Source organism: Paenibacillus sp. FSL L8-0708 (assembly GCF_038009325.1).
GTDB classification, from domain to species: domain Bacteria; phylum Bacillota; class Bacilli; order Paenibacillales; family Paenibacillaceae; genus Paenibacillus_AQ; species Paenibacillus_AQ odorifer.
Genome location: NZ_JBBPBC010000001.1, coordinates 3879785 through 3899059, shown reverse-complemented (window position 1 = coordinate 3899059; position 19275 = coordinate 3879785). Strand labels below are relative to the sequence as shown.

Here is a 19275-nt window from a genome sequence, read left to right as displayed (position 1 = left end):
TCCAATTCTGTTGGCAGCAACTAACTTTCCGAATAATAAGTGTACTGAATACAACTATATCTTACTTCATCCGTTTATTGCCCACGCTAGATGTATGAAATACACTTCGGTTAGCGATTTTCATGATTCAGACTCCATCTTATCTTAGTCTTTCATTGTTGAATTAATCTTCAGGTACAACTGCTTCAGTGGATTAACTATACTGCCGCTAAGCACTGAGATCAGCAGCCAGAACACTATGAACACTACGATGTTCAGGGCGAGCATTAAATACTTAAACGTTCGCAGCTCTGCATTCATGCCATCTGCTGAGATATAGGTGACAATCCGCTCTGCCGATTCCGGTAGTGGATAGAGCAAAATCAGGCCGTCAGCCGTTTCCCGCTCCAGCAGATCTGCATCACCTCTGCCTGTACTATTTTGATCGATACCCTGTGTCACTGGCTCAGCCAAGGTAGCTTTTTCCGAAGTAACTAGTGCTGCTTTGATCTCCTGCAGTCGCTCCTTCGGGACATCGGCAGCACTCAATAGCTTCCCGTTTCCGGTCAGTAGGTAAACTTCATTTTCCCCGTAGATTGTATTCTCGCCAGATAGGTAGAAGCTGTAAAGCTTGTCAATCTCCACTTCGAGCGAGAGCAGACCGAGGACGTCTCCCATCGAACCCTTAATTTTTACTTTAAGCAACAGACGGTCGCGCAGATCCGAAGGTGCATTCATTAGATACTCCCGGTTCAGCACCGTCCAGCGCAAAGCCTGCTCTCGGTTATTTAGAAATTGTTCCATCCCTGGTTCTTTTTTGATCTCTGCAAAGGGCAGCAACCCGGAAACATTGCTCGAGGAGTAAGTTCCCCCTGCTTCTCCCCAAATGTAAATGCCGAGAATGTCACTACTGGAAGAACGTATGCCCTCAAGTATCGGAGAGATTGCCCCGTCATATGTTGGTTTTTTCAGCGCATTCTGCACCACCTGGTTGTTGGATATAAGCTTCGAGGTCTCCTCCAGCCAGTTCATGAACAGAAGTGTGTTCTTATGCTGCTGGCCAGTGTACTGAACGGATAGCTGCCGTAGCATGTCAAGGCTTCTATGCTCCATAGTACGGTACAGAATGAAGCTCGAAGCGACAATATAGACAGTAATGAACAACACCAGGACTAGGCGGATATTGCGGCCGAACGATCTGAACATATGACTTCCCCATCCCCCTCCGGTGTATGAATCATGAAAACAAAATCAACTGAAATCAGACTAACAGCTAAGGTGACTAATGTCGATCTCCTTGTAAAAGGAACCCTCATCTGTCTCATGCACTTCATGATTAGGCAGAATTATTGTAATTGCCGATCCGGTTTGCCAGGAAGCTTTCATGTGGAAGATCTCCTGTCCTGTTACTGAACGGATCTCCCATTTGATGTTTATTGGGCCGATACTTGTATTTACGGTTCCGCTGGCCTGCCGCAGTTCTCCATAGTGGGGCTTTATAGTTATTCCCTCTATTCCTTGTTGGACACCCAATATCCCTCTGGTGAACTCAGTGATCGGCAGTGCGCTCCATGCGTGGCAGTCACTTCTGGTGCCGGTTGAATCTATTTCTGGAAGTGTAGTGAGATTAAGCTCCAACTGCTTCAACCACCGTGTCCATAGTCCGAACGAGCGGTCATACATTCCGCATTTCTCTAGCGCGCGGAATAGATAGTAGCTCATCGGCAACGAAAGCTTAGCCAGTGATGTGTCTGTTAACGTTGACTCCAGCAGTGCCGCCCCTTCTACAACATCCACTGTGCCCGCTAAAACCGCCCAGACCTGCGTGTGCTGGCTATGCTGCGTTCCCGCAGTTGCCTCCGGACTGTCGCGGAACAGCAGACTGTTCGTTAGCCGGCAGCAATCCAATACCGCAGCGTTGACCGCCGCTTTGCGTTGACGCAGTTCACCAGCAATCTGTGTCCAACCGCTGGCTGCAAGCAATTCAGCCGCTTGCTCCAGCGCGGCCGCATACATCAGGCTCAGTACGGTTGCGGGTGCATCATCAGTACAATCCGGTGCGCCGAGCGGCCATTCCTCCACCCAATCGAAGTAATTCCAATATTGGCGGGGCGTTCTGTCCACCAGACCCTCCGGAGTCAGATGTTGATCGAACCAGTCCAGCACAGATAACAGCGCTAACCGGTACTGATTCACCAAGGCCATATCCCCGAAGGATCTGTAGTGGTCATGAATCATTCCGATCCAATATAGGGAGAAGGAAGGAATGACCTGCGGCAGCACTGAGGGATAGCGACTTTGCAGCATCCCGTTTGGTAGCTGAGAGGCCTTATAATCTTCCATAGCTCTCCGCGCTAACCGGTCGTCCCCTGATAATAGGTACGTAAACTCCATCATCAGTTTGGTATCCATGGTATACTGCAGCTGTTCATAATACGGAGTATCCTCGTAGGTCTCATGCATGCAGCGCTGAAGTGTTCGTACACTGAGCTCCCATAGTTGGTTATATTGTTCATCGGAGCAGTGAAAGTTTCCTTCCGGCTGCAGTGGATATCCGGTCTCCCTATAGCTAAAGCTGGAAATCGTTAGAGGCTCGACACCAGCCTGCACTTCCAGCCGTACATAGCGGAAGGTACGGAACCAGAACGGTTCGTAGATTTCCATCCGCGCAGAGATGCCGTAACCTGCCGGGTGATAGCTGTCGTAACCGCCTCTTAATACATGTTCCTTCGTATTATCGCGGACAGCTTTGCGGCGAATCTCATCATCCCCCGTTTCTTCTTCATAACACTCAGCGCATAGTAGGGTAATCCGGCTACCTTTGCCTCCAAGAAGTCTAAGCTGCAAATACCCTGCGGTTAGCTCGCCAGCATCCAACTCCAACCAAAAATCTTGCCCTGCTTCTATTGTTATTCCAGCGGAAGGCAGTACTGCGTTGGGTGAAGCGCCGCCATCTCCATTTCGCAGCTCCAGACTATGCCCTTCCTCAAAAAAGGCATGCCCTTCCCCGCTACTGCTACGCATCAGCTTCAGAAAAAATTGCTCCCGCTCATACAACAGCGGAATCGGACGCCGGGCCAGCTGCCAAGGGGTTAATTGGCCATATTCATCCCGCACCGGTTGCACAATTCCGCTAGCAAGCCAGGCACTGTCATCATATTCGGGCAGTGTCCAATCCAGCAGCGCTGCGTCACCCTCCACTTCTTCCAGTCCACCCATCCAGCGTATGATCGGAAACTGCTGGAGCTTATAGCTGCGATCCTTAATACTTTTCCATGAGCTATCCGTATTTAGCTCCTGTACTAGCTGCCCTCCTTGTGTAACTGCTGCTTCCACAAGCAGCCCGCCTTTTTGCGAGCGCCAGACGGACAAAGGTCCGTCTTCACCCAGTTCAAAGGGCGTAGTCCCTGCATAATGAACGACCATAACAGCAAGCACATTTAAACCTGGTTGTAGAACATTGTCCAGACTGAATTCTTCATAATACTGTATATGACCATGTCCTTTACAAGGACCGGCCCATAAACGCTGCCCATTGACGAACAGCCTGTAGCGGCTGTCTGCGGTAATGGCCAAATCCAGGGTGCAGGTCTTTCCGATACCAGCTGGCAGTTCGAACACTCTGCGAAAGTACGCACGCTCGTGCTGCTGTTCCCTATCCGCTGATCCTTGCTCCTCCTGCGGCCAGATCCAGCGTGCTCCCCAGTCTCCCCATTCTTTTGCTGCCATGTTATGCATATCTCCTTTATCTCATTTAAGTAGTTAAGGCAATCTACGCAGAAACGGCATCGCCGCCCTTCAGAAGGACGACGTCGCCGTTGGTCTGCGTTTTATTTAACCTTATCGAGATAATCACGTTGGAATTCTTCGGCAGCCCTGTCCAAGATCTGTTGCGGATCTGCGTTCTTGTCCGTCAGTACGGTTTGCAGTACGATATCCAGCTTTTGGTACAATTCCTGTGCGTTGACTGGTTCTTCCGCCCGCATGCCTTTGCTGCCATTGTCCATATAATCACGGAACAAATCCAGATTGACGTTGTTGTATTTGTCGAGAATCTTTTGTTCTTCTCCAATCCGTTTCTCATCAGTCCAAATCCGCAGCCCGTAAGGCCCTACGATCAGCCCTTGATCGCTCAGTGTCTTCTTCTCAATATCCCAACCGGTCAGTGCCTCTTCAGAGGACTCTGGTGTAAATCCGTAGGTTTTTAGCCATTTGAATCCGGCATCAATCTGCTCAGGTGTTACATTAGGCGAGAACATATATAGGCCGCCACCGAGCAGGGTTACAGGTTTCCCGATTGGTCCTACTGGAAGCGCGGACATTGCCACATTGTCCTTGGACATCTTAGTCTGTTGCTGGATGACCGGTGACCAGTCATTCGTGCCGAAGCTCATAGCGACCTGATCGGTTCCGAACAAGCGGAACATATCGTTCGTAACATCGACCAGATTGTTGTCGGGCAGTACATCATATTTCCATTTTAAGTCCTTCACATATTGCAGGGCCGCTGCTGCTTCCGGCGAATTGAACACCGCCTGCCATTTCCCGTCTACCTGTTTTTCAAATTCTGCTCCGTATGCCCAGGCAATGTTCATGAACATCCAACCGCCTTGACCACTTTTTGTAGGCAAGAACATTCCGGCTTTACCGGTCTTTTGTTTAATAATCTGCGCAGTTTCTGCTAGCTCTTCATATGTTTTAGGAAATTTAGGAATCCCCTTGTCGTCCAGCAGTCCAGCCTCCTTGAAAAGATTCATATTGTAGAGCATACCGATGACGTATCCGTCCTTCGGAATCCCATAATACTTGTCGTCCTTGGTAACCATTTTCAGCAGATCTGGATTGATCGCCTTGTCGTAGCCATATTTTTTCATCGTATCCGTTATGTCAGCCGCGTAATTTGCCTTGATGATTTTGCTTGTTTCTGTAAAAAAGGTTTCGTATACCGTCGGAAGCTGGCCGCTGGCCGCTTTTGGCAGGAATGAGCTGACATCATAACCCCATTCATCTTTGTCCACAATAATTTCCGGATAATTGGCTTTCATCTTCGCCATGACCTGCTCATACTGGGCGATTTTGGCTTCCTCATTCGGCTTTGGCCAGTTACTGACCTTGATCGTCACCTGTTGATTGCCCGCTGTCTCCGTCTTTCCTCCGGCATTCTTCTCATTGGAGCCGCCTCCACAGCCAGCCAGTCCGGCAGAAAAAAGCAGCGTAAGTGCCAGTGTAGCTGTCAGGTTCTTGGTGTGTCCTTTTTTCAATGTAATTCCCCCTAGTCTTATTGATAAAGCATTCTTCGCAACATGTAAAGCGCTTTCTTTTTGAATCTGAAATCATCTTAACATGCACCTTCTGCAGCACCCTACGGGGCAAAACTGTGAAATGGTTTGTGATCGGGTGATGTTACCCTTTAATACTGCCGCCGAAGGATTGCCCGTTCATAATGTACTTTTGGAAAAAAATAAACAGGATAATCGGCGGCAGAATCGCAAAAGTCAACGCAATAAACTGTATGTCCTGCGGCAATGTCGCCTTCAGATTGTAAATAGCCACAATGACCGACCAGGTCGATTTATCCTTCAGCACCATAAAGGGCCAGAAGAAGTCCTGCCAGACACTGTTCATCGTAAGGATTGTAATTGTAGCCATAACTGGTCCGCTGAGCGGGAGAATGACTCGAATAAAAATACCGATTGTGCTCGCTCCGTCAATTTTGGCTGCTTCCAGCAGCGCTTGTGGGATGGTATCGAAAAAGTTTTTGAAGATCAGAATTACCACCGGATTCACAGCAGCCATAAACCACATCGGCCAGTAAGTATTGGTCAGGTTCAAGTGCAACAGCGGAAAATCAATCAAATTCTTGAACAGCGGCACCATGCCCACTGTATTCGGCACCATCATGGTCCACACGATCAGTGCAAACAGCAGGGCACTGCCCCGCGGCTTCAGCTTGGAGAAGAAATACCCGGCCAGTCCGTTAAAAGTAAGGCAGAACAGTACAGAACCTGCGGCCAGATAAGCCGTATTCAGATAATAACTGAGGAAGTTAAACTCCTGCCAGGTCTCCCATAGCTTGCCAACATTGAACGAGCGGGGGATCAGGGTGGGCGGGATTGCATAAAACTCTTTGATGTCCTTCAGACTTGAGACCATAATCCAGACCGGAGGCAAAATACAGACAGCGGCCAGCACAATCATCAGAATGAACATGCACCAATACAGCAGGCGCACCCAAGGTGATCTGTATTCTATATTGCCGATAATGCCATATGCTTCTTTAGTTTTCATAGCTTCTACTCCCTGTTCAATTTCTTATCCAGCCGGAAATAAATAATGGTAAGCACCATCAGGACTAGAAAAGTAATAACCCCGAGCGCCATTGAATGGCCTGCTTCAAAACTCCGGAACGCATAATAATAGCTTTGCAGCATCAAGGTCATTGAGGCATTGTTCGGTCCACCCTCAGTCATTACCAGGGGTTCATTGAAGATCTGGAATACACCGCTGATCTGCAAAATCATCATCAGTCCGATCATGCTAGAGATTTGCGGAATGGTGATACTTTTGAATCTCCGCCATACATTCGCACCGTCAATAGAGGCTGCTTCGTACAGATCATGATTAATGCTCTGTAGACTTGCCAGATAAAGCAGCACTGTTCCCCCGAAATTTCGCCAGGTAATCGTGAAGATAATCAGCATTATCGTCATTTGCGGATCCTGAAGCCATTGCTGCACCGGAAATCCCATGGCACTCAGCATAATATTCAGCACGCCACCCTTTCCGGGCTCAAACAAAAACATCCATAACATCGAAGCGGCAATGCCGGGAACCATACTCGGAAAAAAGACCGAAAAGCGAAAAAATGACTTCCCATGTCTCAATTCATTAATCACGACAGCGACAATAATGGGTACGGCAAAACCGATCAGTAGTGACCAGAACACATACACAAAAGAGTTGGTCAATGTCTGTTGAAACGCCGAGTTCTGTATAACATCCTTGTAATTCTGCAGTCCGGCGAAGCTTACGGCATTATAACCCTCAGTATTGAAAAAAGAGAGCACAATGCCCTTCACGAGCGGCTGCCAGGAAAAAAAGAAAAAGGCAAACAGTGTGGGTACAATTAATATCCAGGATGACCAATCTTTGAATAAACGCCGTACAGGATAACCTTTCTTTTTCTCTGTCATTAAAGGATTTAGTTCACTGGTTTTTCCAATCATGCTCCTGTCCTTCCTTCCTCCCGGAATCAAGCTTTAATCCGGTCAGGCGTTGTATAGTTGTTATACCTAAATGATAGCGCTTCCTACTGAGCGCCGAAATCCGGTAACCCTGCGAAAGCGTTTGTAAAGCTACTTATTTGTTGGCAAAAAAAAGCAGTGCACGCACCGGAATGGCCGCACACCGCTTATGTTCATGTTATGGTGAATCGTTTAGGCCTCACTTAACCCTGCGCTGATGCAGAGGACGGCCGCTTCCGCCCGAAACGCTTCGCTCGCCGGATTGGGCTGCTCCTCCAAAATACGAAGCACCGACTGAGGCTCTACGCCGGGCTGTGGCACACGGGAGGGAGAAACTACGCTCCACTTCTGCTCACCCTTGAGCCTGTATGACAGCTCATAAAGATAAAAGCCCGCATGTTGTCCGTCAGTGAGCTGGCTTACGCCAACCTGCCACGAGCAGAGTTCAAGCGGATGCTGTTTGTCCGGCAATACACCGGACGCCAGTGTGATGCGCTCATTTCGAACTACCTGCTGCTTCTGTTCCCAAGCCTGCTGATCTAGGATTCCCAGATCCAGGCGGTATTCCATTCCCGGCTCTCCATAAAGAGTCCAAGCCACAGGGCTACCCACCGCTACGAACTTAGGTGCTTCCAGAAAAACGGGTTGATGAGTTGGGACAAAACGTTCGGTCTGCTCCCACTCTCCCGCAGCCGGACTGCGTCTGCGATAATGCACCGTGCCCGTGAATTCGAGCTCCTGTTCCTGTAGCAGAGCTATTAGACATAGAGTAGCTTGCTCGTAAAGATCCGTGCAGTTGTTATGGCCGAAGCGGTATCCGATCTCATGGCGAAGCGGTATCCCGTGACTCCGAACCAAAGCCGCGAAGGAAAAGCTGAAGCGGCTGAGGGTAAAGGCATCATGCGTGCCATGGTTAATCAGCAGCTTTGTGCCACTCGCTTTAAGACCCTCCAGAAAAAATTCGGATTCCAGTCCGGTCGTTTCCTTTAGACTTGCAGAGTCAATAGTTCCCGTCAGAGTCTGTAGCAGAGTCTCGATTCCCGTGCTGCCGTTCTGTGGATGCTGCCAATCTTTCTTCCAGATTTCCCGGTAACCGGTGTCTACTTCCGCCACATGCCAGATCAGTGGGCAAGCTCCTTCGGCAAACTCACGGGTGAGCCCGTTCAGAATCAACGGCGGTGCATAACACAGTGTGTAGCGCACCCGATAGGGTAAGCAAAGCGGATTGCCTCCAGCCAGCAGCGCAGTTAAGCCGCCGCGCGAACCACCTACAGCCACTACCTGCTCTGCATCACCGCCATAACTTTCTTGACCTCTGGTAATTGCCGCCCCAATGCCAGCATAGATGGAGCCTTGCAAGGAACGGCTGCCGATATATCCTCCTCCGTTCCACAGAATGCCGACAACGCCTTTGCCGGTGCTGGCCAGAGTCTTGCCGATGATTTCCAGAAATGAGGGACCTACCGTGCTGAAGGTATTCTCATTGGCATCATAATAACCATTGAACAACAGTGGATATCCCTTAACATTTGCCGCACTCCAGAAGGGCGGCAGAATATAGGAAGCAAGGCTATGCTGGTCATTCTCTATAACTAGCAGACTGCCGCTGATGAGCTGAAATACAGGCGCATTGCTTAAAAGTGCAGCATTGTCTGTGGATGCATTGCGGAAAACCACCGGAAATCCGAAGGTCTTAAGGATGCGGTCGCTCAGGGAAACTGCAACTAGATCATCTACAGCATAGAGACTGTAGCGGTCACCGATATAATGCTCGAATTGCGGAGTTTTAAGATTCTTATTCCCCTCGTTGCCTCCGAAAAGCTGATGATCTTCCGTATTGTATACATAAGGGCTATCTGGGTCGCTATTGTAGAGCCGCGCATGCTCGGAAACAACCTTTTCCCCGGCTTCGTCCATCCGCAATGTCCCTATGCCATCTGTTCCGCCATAACGGAAGCCTCCTTTTCCCTCAGCAACGCTATTATCCCAGTGAGACACTACAGGAAGCATATTGGTCAGCAAAGGACTGACTAATACAAATACCCCCTCCCCTTTCTCGGAGATCTCTTCTGCTGCTTCAGCTTCAACAGTGTCTTCATGGAGGGTTGACCAATTCGCTTTCTGATAAGCTACTTCGCCGCCTCGCAAGCAAGCAAGCAGCAGTGGAACGTTGTGCAGCCTTAAGTAATCAGCCACTGCTCTGCTAACAGGTATAGCGACAGGTGTAGATCCCTCGGCTTGAATAAACCGACTTAGCGGAACATATGCCTCCGGTACAAAACACAATGTTTTACTCACGATTTTTTTCTCCTCCAACCTGTATCATTCTGCTCTGTGCTGTTAGGAACGACATGAATCTAATTTCTGGCAAGCCATCTGTGATCCTATAATTTTCCCCAGACAGGAATCCTCCTGAGAGTTTAGGAGTGCAAGTAACCGTTACTGTTTTGGTCTCACCCGGAAAGAGGGTATGGAACTGCTCATCCGCTTCCATCCAGTAGCGGTCTCCCCTTTCCTCTGCATGTACATGCAGCAAAACTTCACTACCGGTATTTCGGACTGTAAAACGGGCCTGCTGGCTCTTCTCCTGAGGACCCGTCGGCTGCCATAAACTCTCCTGACGCACCTCAAGATTGCCTCCTATAAGTGCAAGCGCGGGAGCATATGGATGCTTTTTATTGGTAGAGAATACATATAAATTCTGCTGTGGTGCTTCATCGCCGTCCTGGTAGGACAATCTGACGAAATATAAAGCATCGTCATGCTCTGGCACGTTGAAATTCAGCACCCCAGCGCCGACAGCCTGATCTTTGTTTCCCTCTGCCTCAAATGATTGCTGATAGATGCACCGTCCGACTGCATCGAAGACTTCCGCGTCGACTTCTACCCTGTGTCCATTTCCTCCATGCACGTATACATCTCCCTGAAATCCGGTGCTTGGTGTAAGCAGTAGACTGCGGTAGTCCAGCGAAACATGTAGCGGACGGAAGGCAGATTTCACCCAATGGTAGGCCATCTTCGTTTCACCGTAATAATCGACAAGGTTAGTGCAGGACACATTCGGCCACGGCTCGTTGAATTGCCAGACAATGCTGCCGCTGTTTCGGAACTTACGGCGGCGGTTAGCCTCCAGCACGAACCGGATTCCTTCCGCCTGTATCCACTGGCTGCAGGCAGAGAACTGCTCCAAATCTGTCATGCTGCCGAACATTTCTTCTTCACGGCTCAGCGTATCCCACCACTCCCCGTGATGTCTCCATATCGCGTTGTTCTCCATAGAAACCGGTCGCCGGTTGGTCTCACTCAGAAATTTCTCCAGACTTTTGAGAGAACTCAGACCGTCCACCCCAAATTCGCTGTGCAGCAGATTATCGTTGCTGCCATATAACTCGTAGTGATAAGGGTTTCCCATATACTTCCAGTAACCGTGTACATCATGCCCCTGACCTTTTGCATCCGTAATATATTCTACCGGGCCGGAAGCTGAGGTCGGTAGGAAGAGTCGCTGCGGATCATACTGTTCTACCAGTTCTTTCAACATCGCCAGATTGGAATCGCTGCTGTCGGAAGGCTTATTTGGCTCACTCATTAATTCATTGCCGCCGCTCCATACCGTTAGCGATACATGATTGCGTTTGTCACAGAGCGCTGTGCAGGCAGTCTTGTGAAGCAGCTCCAAAAACTCCGGCTGCTTCGAAGGGATATTGTCAATACCTGAACTGGACTGAATGAACTCCTGCCAGACCATAATGCCGTTTACATCACATAAGTCGTAAAAAGCCTTTTTCTCAATGATTCCACCGCCCCATACCCGAACGAGATTAATATGAGCTGCTTTCATCAGACGAATCATCAGTTGATATTGTTCAACCGTTACATTCCCGTAGAGATGGTCCAGAGGGGTCATATTCACCCCTTTCATATAGATCTTGCTTCCGTTAATCACCACTGTATATGGTAGGGCGTTGTCTGGACTATCTACATTGTGGATATAATCGAGCTTGCGAATGCCCGTTTGAAAGCTCTGGGTATCCAATTCCATTCCAGCTTCATCCAGTAGCTTTAGTTCAAGATTGTACAGTGGCTGCTTTCCATAACCGTTTGGGTACCATAGCTCAGGTTCGGGTATTTCCAGCTCCGCGTTCAGAAGCTCTCCAGCTCGAACTGGTCGCGATTGAACCAGCAGCAGATTCCCCTCCGGATCAGTACAGGTGATGCTCGCTGTCAGTGTCCCATCATCTTCAGAGCCAGCCATTCGCTTGATTCCTGCTTGAATGGTGATTCGACCAGACGAGATCTGATTTCTATCGTTCTCGCCAAACTCCGCATCTGTAGTGATCGACACATCATCCCAAGAGCACTGTTGATGTACCCTCAATACCACATCATCCCAGATTCCGACATTGACCAACCGGGTAGAGAAATCCCATTTATAATTAAAACGGCTCTTCTGCGTGAAGGTAGTCGAGGTTTTGCCGATTTGCCCCATTTCATCTGGCGCCTGCTTCAACAGCACTGAAATTTCAAGGCTTTCCCGCCCGGAGAGCAGGTCTGTAACATCAAATACAGCCGGCTCGAACATACCTTTATGTTCACCCAGCAGTAAATGATCAGCGTATACCGAGGCTTCATAGTCCAGTCCCTGAAAGACCAGTTCAACTCTGGCTGCTCTCAGCTCAGGCTGTTTCAAGGTCGTACGGTAAACCCACCAGCGGTTCTCCACCCATTCACAACTCAGGCTATTTAACTCTTGATAAGGGTTGGTAATCCAGCCCTGTCTGAAGAGATCATAGTGAACTCCACCCGGCACAGTGGCAGGCATCCAGTCCGTAACCCCCATCAATTCCTGTCCCAGCTCCATACTGGTGCCCTTTAGCGGAACCCAGGGCCAATACCCTTTGACTTCCCACTTCAAATCGTTCAATAGAATTTCATTCATGTCTTCTCCCGTTCCCCCAAACCCTGCTAAATTTGGCGCTGTTCCTGACGATGAGCGGCTCTGGCGCCATTCGTTAATGCGCTTACAACTTTAGGTGTGTAGCTTCATTACCAATGATAGCACCGGGTTAATGTTTTCAAAGGTCTCCAACCCTGTGAAATCGTTTGTAAAACTGCTCAGTTGCTGATAAACACAAACAACCCCTCTAGGCTGGAGTGAGGGTTATCAGCAATCATCTATAGAGGTGACTTTTTAAGGCTTGTTTTGTTTCGGAGCCTCTGACTCCCGTGCTTTACCAATACGTGTAATACGTCGAACGCGAAAAAAGGAGTTCCCTTCAGCCGCGAAAGGCTGCTTGGTGAACTCCTTTACTTTTTGTTCGATAGAAGTTTTAAGAACTATTGCAACAATGTAGCACCACCTATCGGACATAGATGACGCTAAAAGCAGTATTATTGTACTTTTGGTGGGCTAACGGTCCCCATAGCCACTATCTGTATGAAATACAACACATATGGACCTCTTTTTAAGCAATAGCGTCACTGGAGTCCGAAATGTTGTTCAAAAGGCTGAAAATTAGCAAATAGTGTCATCTGGGTCCGAAACCCTCAGAGACTCAGATAACGATGACACTGTTGAAGCTGGCGGCTACCAATAAACTAAAAGCAGCAAAAAAACTAAGAGCAGCGAATCTCTCTTTATTAAGAGAATCGCTGCTCTAGATCTTTTTACGATGAAACCTTCTGTCTTACTCAATAAAAAAGTAGTTTTTAGTATAGCGCCCTTGGACTGTTCATCCATATGAAATGCGATAAGTAGCTCAGTAATCGCCTGCCTCTGCCTATTGGATCAGCTCTAGTAGCTCCGCAACATTGGCCTTGTACTGTGGTTTGAAATCGTCTGATTTCATATAACCCGCAAGGCTGGATAAGAACTGTCTGCCTTCCGGTGTATCGCTAACCTTAACAGCATCCAATGCGCATATCAGCAGGTTGCCTGCTCTTACACTGCATTCCACTAGGAAACTCAGCTTATGATTGCGTTCAAAATTATCGATAGTCTGCACTACGGGATTCCAGTTGCGGTCAGCTGCATCCATGATGAGCGATTTCGAATTCTCAACAATACTCCACCAAGGATAAGTAGAATATTCCTCGCTCGGGAACTCACGCAGCGCCGGGTGGTTGTTATCAATCAACAGCCCCATAGTACCAATGGGTACTGGCCGGTTCATGCTCTCTGAGATCGAGCGGAACATTGGATAACACCAGAAATCTGTGCAGTAATAACCTTCAACAGCATTTTTGAGAGATTCCGGTTTCGGCATAAGCAGTACATTCTCACCTTGCTCCAGCAATGCAAGTGCATCATCAGATAGCTTGTCGAAGACATGGACACCCTCCAGCATGTTGCCACTCTTCACTGGATAAATCCACAGGTCATAGCTCTTACGGATATCTGTTCCCTGTATGGAGAGGGACAATACGATAGTACTCATCCGGTCAACTACAGGTAGTTTTATTGCCAGATCGCAGATATCGATATAATTCGTTCCTGCAGGTACGTCCACCTCGGTTGAACCTGCGGCGAGTATACCGTTATCTGAGGTAAGCTCCCAATGCAGTTCAAATGTACTCGGCATCCCGCTGCGGAAACAGCTCAGTTCGACATGGGCATCGAACGTTTCACCAGAGACATAGTTATACTTGGGGAATCTTGCCAGCAGAACGGCATCATTACAAAAAGTTCGCCAGTCCTCAGCACTTATCATTCCTTTGGAATCCATAAAGGCGTCGAGGACACCCACCAGCGCCGTTCCCTGGCCACTGAAATCCTGCAAATCAAGCAGTTGGAAGCCCGCAAGCCGCCGGGAGCGGAATGCCGCCTCGAGTTCCTCTTTGTAGCAAGCTACTGCCAGTTGCCCTGAGCATTCGAAATATTTGGCAGCCAAATGACCCAGCCCTTTACTTTCCAGTCGTTCACGGAAAATTATGAAATTCTCAGCTTTGAGCGGACCGTTGTATTTATCGATTTCCTCATAATTAGGATAGGTAGCATACTGTCCGATCTCATGCGAGATTACCGGAATGTGCGGTATCCATTCTGCGGAAGCGTCTCCAGCCTTCACCGTCTTGGCTTCCGTACCATACTGGATCTGGATCTCTCCGCCAGCGGCAGCTTCCATCCCCTCTCCGTTGAAGAGATCCTGAGGGACGATCTGATCGTCATAGTCTTTCATCGTGCCTGGCAGATCGATCTGGACATGACCTAATGGAGCATCACACATCGCATAGGAGCCTCTGAACAGCCGATCTCTGGAGAAGCGCACGCCGCTGAAGAAATCGTCATGTTCCAGAATTTCTGGCACCCATTGGTGGTTATTGGACCCCTGTGTATAGAGAATCCGGTTATCAAATGCTTTATAGTCCTTTAGGAAGGAATCAATCTTGGCTTTGCTGCCCCACAGCTCGTTGCCAAGCGACATCATCACGAAGGAGGGGTGATTGCCAAAAGCCTGGAGAATGGCATAGCCTTCGCTAATCAGATAGTCCTGCTCCGCCTGATTATGGCCCTCGTCGGTTTCTTCCGTGATTGTTCCCCAGAAGGGAAGCTCTGGTTGCATGTAGATACCGAGCATATCCGCTGCGGTGAAAGCAGCTTCCGGCGGACAGCAGGTATGAAAGCGATAATGATTGATGCCGTAAGACTTGGAGATGCCCAGGATTCTTACCCATTCCTCGACGTCAGTCGGGGCATAACCGGTAAGCGGGAAGATCAGGCCGTCATGTTTGCCGCGGAGGAAGGTTTTTTCTCCGTTGATTGTAAACTTATCGCCTTCTGCCCGGAATTCCTTCAATCCAAAAACGAGCTCCTGTCGGTCCGTTATATATCCATCGCTGTCTTTCAAAACAAGGTTTATGTTATAAAGATTGGGAGCGCCTTCACTCCAGAGCAGCGCGTCTTGACCTAGCTCATAGTTGAAGGAAAAACTACCCGGTGAGACTGGGTACTCCCGCTCGTCCACAGCATGTGTATTGTCGCTGTTGAAGCTCTGAGCAGACACTGTAAGTATAGATTCATTCCTGCTGTCCAAGGTTGCCGTGATTCGGACTGAGCGGGCTGAGAGATCCGGATCGAGCCGGATACCGCTGAGCCGTGACTCACCATAGAACTGAAGCTCCATACGTCCGGTAATCCCGTTCCAGTTGGTCTGGGTATCCTGCGACGTTAAATGTCCACCTTTGGTTGGGTAACCAGTATTGTCCACGCGGATGGTGAGCGTATGATTCCCAGGTTGAAGCTGCGGCAACTCATATATATGTGGGGTATTTAGACTGTTACGGCTGCCTATTTCCTGATTGTCCAGCCATAGAGTCGTCAGTCTCGTACGTTCCAAAAATAGGAAGCAGACTTTGCCGGCTAGTTCTTCCGGAATGACGACCTCTTTTGAATACCAGACTTGCCCTTCAAACAAATACTCATCCGTTAATGCGCTTACTAAAACATCCTCGTTCTTCGGACCTTTGCGTGCGTAGGACGTTGTTCCGGGCAGTGTGATAACATCTGTAAAAGGCAATGCCAGCAGTCCTTGTTTTCCCTCATCCAATTGCAACTTCCATTCGCCTTCCAGGCTGATCTTTGTCTGCAAAATATCACTCCTAATAATGATAATCTCTGAACTCCTGAGGTGTAGTGCCGGTTGTTTTCTTAAAAAGGAAGGCAAAATAAGCCGCGGTCTGAAAGCCCACCTGCTCGGCAACCTCGTAAACCTTAATATTGGGGTCACGAAGCAGTTCCTTGGCTTTGTTCATACGCGCTTCCTGCACGAAGTCGGAAATCGTCCGGCCCATTTCTTTCTTGAAGAGAACACTTAAATAGCTGTGATTCAAGTGGAACTGCTCAGCAAGCTGCTTAACAGTCATGTTCTCATGCAGATGCTCCTCCAGTTGGCGGGCGACCCGCTGGATAAGGTTATGCTGCTGAGCGACCTGCTCTCTTTGATTAAGCTTAGCATATTGCGCCAAATATTCCAGTACGACCTTCCTGACTTCATCTACGCCTGTACAGTCGATCAGCCGCTGCCACATGAGGATGTTCATCTCTGTTTCCTTCTCATGTACACGCTTCAGTTTTCTGGCTAGCTCGCTAAGCAAACCCATTCCGAAAGCCTGCACATAGGAAAAGGATACAGGCTCTCGTGCAAGTAACACTTCGAAAGCATGATTGAAATAAGCGGAAGCTTTATCGCTCTCTCCTCTGTCCAGTAGCTTAACGATTTCCGGAATGTATTCTTCACGCAACCTGAAATCATGATATTCATTCATCAAGTTCCGGTCGAAATAGAGGATTTGTCCGTAGCCGGCCAGCCTGGCACCGCTCATCATATGCCTTACTTCCTTATACAGCAACGGTATTTCCGTCCAGAACAAACACTCTCTGCTGATTCCGACCGAGACGGAGGCTTTATACTGCTCTCTTAGGATATCTTGGATAAACGCAAGCTGCTTCTCAAGTCTTGCCCGCACCAATGGCGTTGCGTTCAGCACAATGACGGCCAGTTCATCCGCTCCTGTCTTCCCTATATAGGTACCGGAGAAACCAGATAGACCAGTCTTAACGCAGTTCAATAGCCCTTCGCTAAGCAGGATCCGATCCTTGGCATCATGCGGATTATCTAGGAACCTGCGGTCATATCCGAACAGGAATAATGTTGCCTGCCATTCCCCATTAGGCAGATCCAGCAGGCGCCGCCAGGATTCGAGCAGCTCTTCACTGTGGATCCAGCCTTCAACCATATCTTTGACGAAACGTTCCTGCAGCACCTCATAGCTCTCTGTAACTTTCTCCCTAAGTATAGTGGTTTCCTGTTCAATCTGTTTTTTCTTCTCAACTACTTCTCTGAACGCAGCCAGTTTCATTTCGAGTTCTTCCGTCTTGATGGGCTTCAGAACGTAAGCCTTAGCTCCCAGATGTATAGCCTCCTGCACAAATTCAAACTCGTCATATCCACTGATCATCACAGTCTGTAAAGACTGGAGTGTCGGATAATCCGCTCTGCATCTGGCGAGCAGTTCGATCCCTGTCATACCGGGCATCGAGACGTCAGCGATCAGCACATCCACAGGAGTTTCTCCTAGAATCGTTAGCGCTTCTTCACCAGATAATGCAGTTAACGGTTCCTCATACCCCAGAGCTTTCCAGCCAATATGACGAAGAAGCCCTTGAATCTGCATAGGCTCGTCGTCGACAATTAATGCCCGCATTAAGCTCCATCCCCCTTTTTTATCTCAGGACTTTCCTTGCAAACAGGGATATCAATGGTTACACAAGTCCATTCGTCTTCTACACTTTCAATCTCAAAGCGGCCCTCTGTGCCAAAATACAATGCAAGACGTTCACGGATATTGTTCATCCCGAATCCGTTTTGCGTACCCTTGTAGCTGCCGGCACGGATCTGTTCCAGCTTCTCACTGCCAATCCCTTTTCCATTATCAAAAATCTGAAACTGCACCGTATTCTCCACTCGTTTGATCGTAATTTGTATAAAAGCATGAGTTCTAGTTGTGATGCCCCCGTGCAGATAACAGTTCTCGACCGTTGGCTGTAGGATCAGCTTAATGCTGTACAGGTCAAGAACGTCCGGCTCTACCAGCCACTCTACGGATACCTGACCGGGATAACGCAGCTGCTGAATTTCGATATACGCTTTCAGATGCTCAATTTCGTCACGGATCAGCGTCACATTAACCCGGTTATTGAGTGCCAGCCGATAGAATGTCGTCAGCGCATCTATGGTTCGGATTTGCAATTCGTCCTGCTGATCTAATGCCCGCCAACGGATCAGGCTTAACGAATTATAAATAAAATGAGGGTTAATCTGTGCCTGCAACGCCCTGAATGATTGCTCCCGCTCTTTGAGCATGGCCTCTGTATGTTCTTCGACCAGTTTTCTCAAACGGCCAGACATGGAATTGAACAATACCTCAAGCTCCCCCAGCTCATCGTTGTCACGGTTTCTCACTGTAACTTCGAAATAGCCCTGTGAGATATCTGTCATCCTGGTGCCCAGCTTGCGGATCCGCCAAATCACATTTTTAAGTACAATCATGATTAGAAAGATGGACAGCAGCAGGAAAAATGCAATACCTGCTCCGATATAGTACATAATCCGCGTAGACTGCTCCTCCAGTCGGTCAAGATGCACAAGTGCGGCAACCGTCCAGCCAGACTTAATCTCCTGAGTGATCAGCATCATCCCGCTTTTTGTTGCTGAGGTTTCCAACGAGTTGTTCCAGTACTGACCTAAGGAGGATGAGGATAACCGGCTGCCAATTTCAGAGGGCTCCGAGGATGCAATAATGCGTTCGTTGTCGTCAACGATATACAATTCTCCGGCCCCTTCAAAAGGATGTTCGAACGATTCCATGAAGACACCGTTATAGTTCAGTAACAGGTACACAATCCCGTAAACATCTCCATACGCGTTCAGAATTTTATGGGATACCACTAGCTTAGTCCTGTCGTCAGCTGCATTAGTCCATACCAGATTGTCTGTTGTACGAAGCATTTTCGTATACCAATCCCGCTCTCGAATTCCCGAAAGGCTCCGTTCTTCCGGCTTCCACAGAAGCCCTCCATCTTGCACTAGTGTATCGTTGGTATGATAGATTCGGAAATTCTCAATACCTGGCAAGTATTTGCTGGTGAGCAGAAAGGATCGGTCCACATAATTGACCGTACCCAATTGTTCATCGATATCCGCATAGTCCCTGGCTAATCTAGAGATCAGCTCACCATCCGTAGCCGTCCGGGTAGCCAGCAGATCATAGCTTTGCTTCCTGAATTCAATACTCTGCGCACTTTGCCGAACGGCTTCCCTGATCGTAAGCATATAATTGGCCCGCACCGTATGAAGCATCATGTACCCTGCACCTGCAGCCAGCAGTACGGTGGGGAGAAATACAATGAGTCCGTAGAATAATACAATTTTACTCCTCAGGTTCATGGAACGGGTCATACGGATGATCCATTTCTCTATTTGTTGTTTAATCATAGATTCCCCCCATGAAGTGCAAAGGGAGCCCCCTCCAAGTGAGAGGTGCTCCATTAATT

General features: G+C 48.6%; 10 protein-coding genes. All 10 read right to left on the bottom strand.

Annotated features, from left to right (window positions below):
• Positions 1-144 precede the first annotated feature (144 nt).
• Complete coding sequence (locus NYE58_RS18540) at positions 145-1185, bottom strand: hypothetical protein (RefSeq protein WP_341002594.1); 1041 nt, start codon at positions 1183-1185, stop codon at positions 145-147.
• A 60-nt stretch (positions 1186-1245) separates the two neighbouring features.
• Positions 1246-3708 (bottom strand): alpha-L-rhamnosidase-related protein, encoded by a 2463-nt coding sequence (locus tag NYE58_RS18535; RefSeq protein WP_341002593.1) that lies wholly within the window; start codon positions 3706-3708, stop codon positions 1246-1248.
• Positions 3709-3809: 101 nt separating this feature from the next.
• Positions 3810-5240, bottom strand: a complete 1431-nt coding sequence (locus NYE58_RS18530) for an ABC transporter substrate-binding protein (protein ID WP_081383668.1) — start codon at positions 5238-5240, stop codon at positions 3810-3812.
• Positions 5241-5382: 142 nt separating this feature from the next.
• The gene (locus tag NYE58_RS18525) at positions 5383-6267 is read right to left on the bottom strand and encodes a carbohydrate ABC transporter permease (RefSeq protein ID WP_051490964.1); all 885 of its coding nucleotides are present in this window, start codon (positions 6265-6267) and stop codon (positions 5383-5385) included.
• A gap of 5 nt (positions 6268-6272) precedes the next feature.
• Entirely contained in the window at positions 6273-7205 is a 933-nt protein-coding gene (locus tag NYE58_RS18520) for a carbohydrate ABC transporter permease (RefSeq protein WP_197740348.1), read from the bottom strand.
• A gap of 210 nt (positions 7206-7415) precedes the next feature.
• On the bottom strand, positions 7416-9521 hold the full coding sequence (locus NYE58_RS18515; RefSeq protein ID WP_341002592.1) for a hypothetical protein: 2106 nt from the start codon (positions 9519-9521) through the stop codon (positions 7416-7418).
• Complete coding sequence (locus NYE58_RS18510) at positions 9514-12162, bottom strand: glycoside hydrolase family 2 protein (protein WP_341002591.1); 2649 nt, start codon at positions 12160-12162, stop codon at positions 9514-9516. The genes NYE58_RS18515 and NYE58_RS18510 overlap by 8 nt, the downstream gene beginning before the upstream one ends.
• 841 nt (positions 12163-13003) lie before the next feature.
• A complete protein-coding gene (locus NYE58_RS18505) occupies positions 13004-15811 on the bottom strand; it encodes a glycoside hydrolase family 2 TIM barrel-domain containing protein (protein ID WP_341002590.1) in 2808 nt (935 codons plus the stop codon).
• Between the two features lie 10 nt (positions 15812-15821).
• The gene (locus tag NYE58_RS18500) at positions 15822-17426 is read right to left on the bottom strand and encodes a response regulator (protein ID WP_340012681.1); all 1605 of its coding nucleotides are present in this window, start codon (positions 17424-17426) and stop codon (positions 15822-15824) included.
• On the bottom strand, positions 17426-19216 hold the full coding sequence (locus NYE58_RS18495) for a cache domain-containing sensor histidine kinase (protein WP_341002589.1): 1791 nt from the start codon (positions 19214-19216) through the stop codon (positions 17426-17428). The genes NYE58_RS18500 and NYE58_RS18495 overlap by 1 nt, the downstream gene beginning before the upstream one ends.
• Between the last annotated feature and the right edge of the window lie 59 nt (positions 19217-19275).

Coding starts and splice junctions, on each gene's coding strand:
- NYE58_RS18540 (WP_341002594.1), bottom strand. CDS start 1,185: ATGTTCAGATCGTTCGGCCGCAATATCCGCCTAGTCCTGGTGTTGTTC.
- NYE58_RS18535 (WP_341002593.1), bottom strand. CDS start 3,708: ATGGCAGCAAAAGAATGGGGAGACTGGGGAGCACGCTGGATCTGGCCG.
- NYE58_RS18525 (WP_051490964.1), bottom strand. CDS start 6,267: ATGAAAACTAAAGAAGCATATGGCATTATCGGCAATATAGAATACAGA.
- NYE58_RS18520 (WP_197740348.1), bottom strand. CDS start 7,205: ATGATTGGAAAAACCAGTGAACTAAATCCTTTAATGACAGAGAAAAAG.
- NYE58_RS18510 (WP_341002591.1), bottom strand. CDS start 12,162: ATGAATGAAATTCTATTGAACGATTTGAAGTGGGAAGTCAAAGGGTAT.
- NYE58_RS18500 (WP_340012681.1), bottom strand. CDS start 17,426: ATGCGGGCATTAATTGTCGACGACGAGCCTATGCAGATTCAAGGGCTT.
- NYE58_RS18495 (WP_341002589.1), bottom strand. CDS start 19,216: ATGATTAAACAACAAATAGAGAAATGGATCATCCGTATGACCCGTTCC.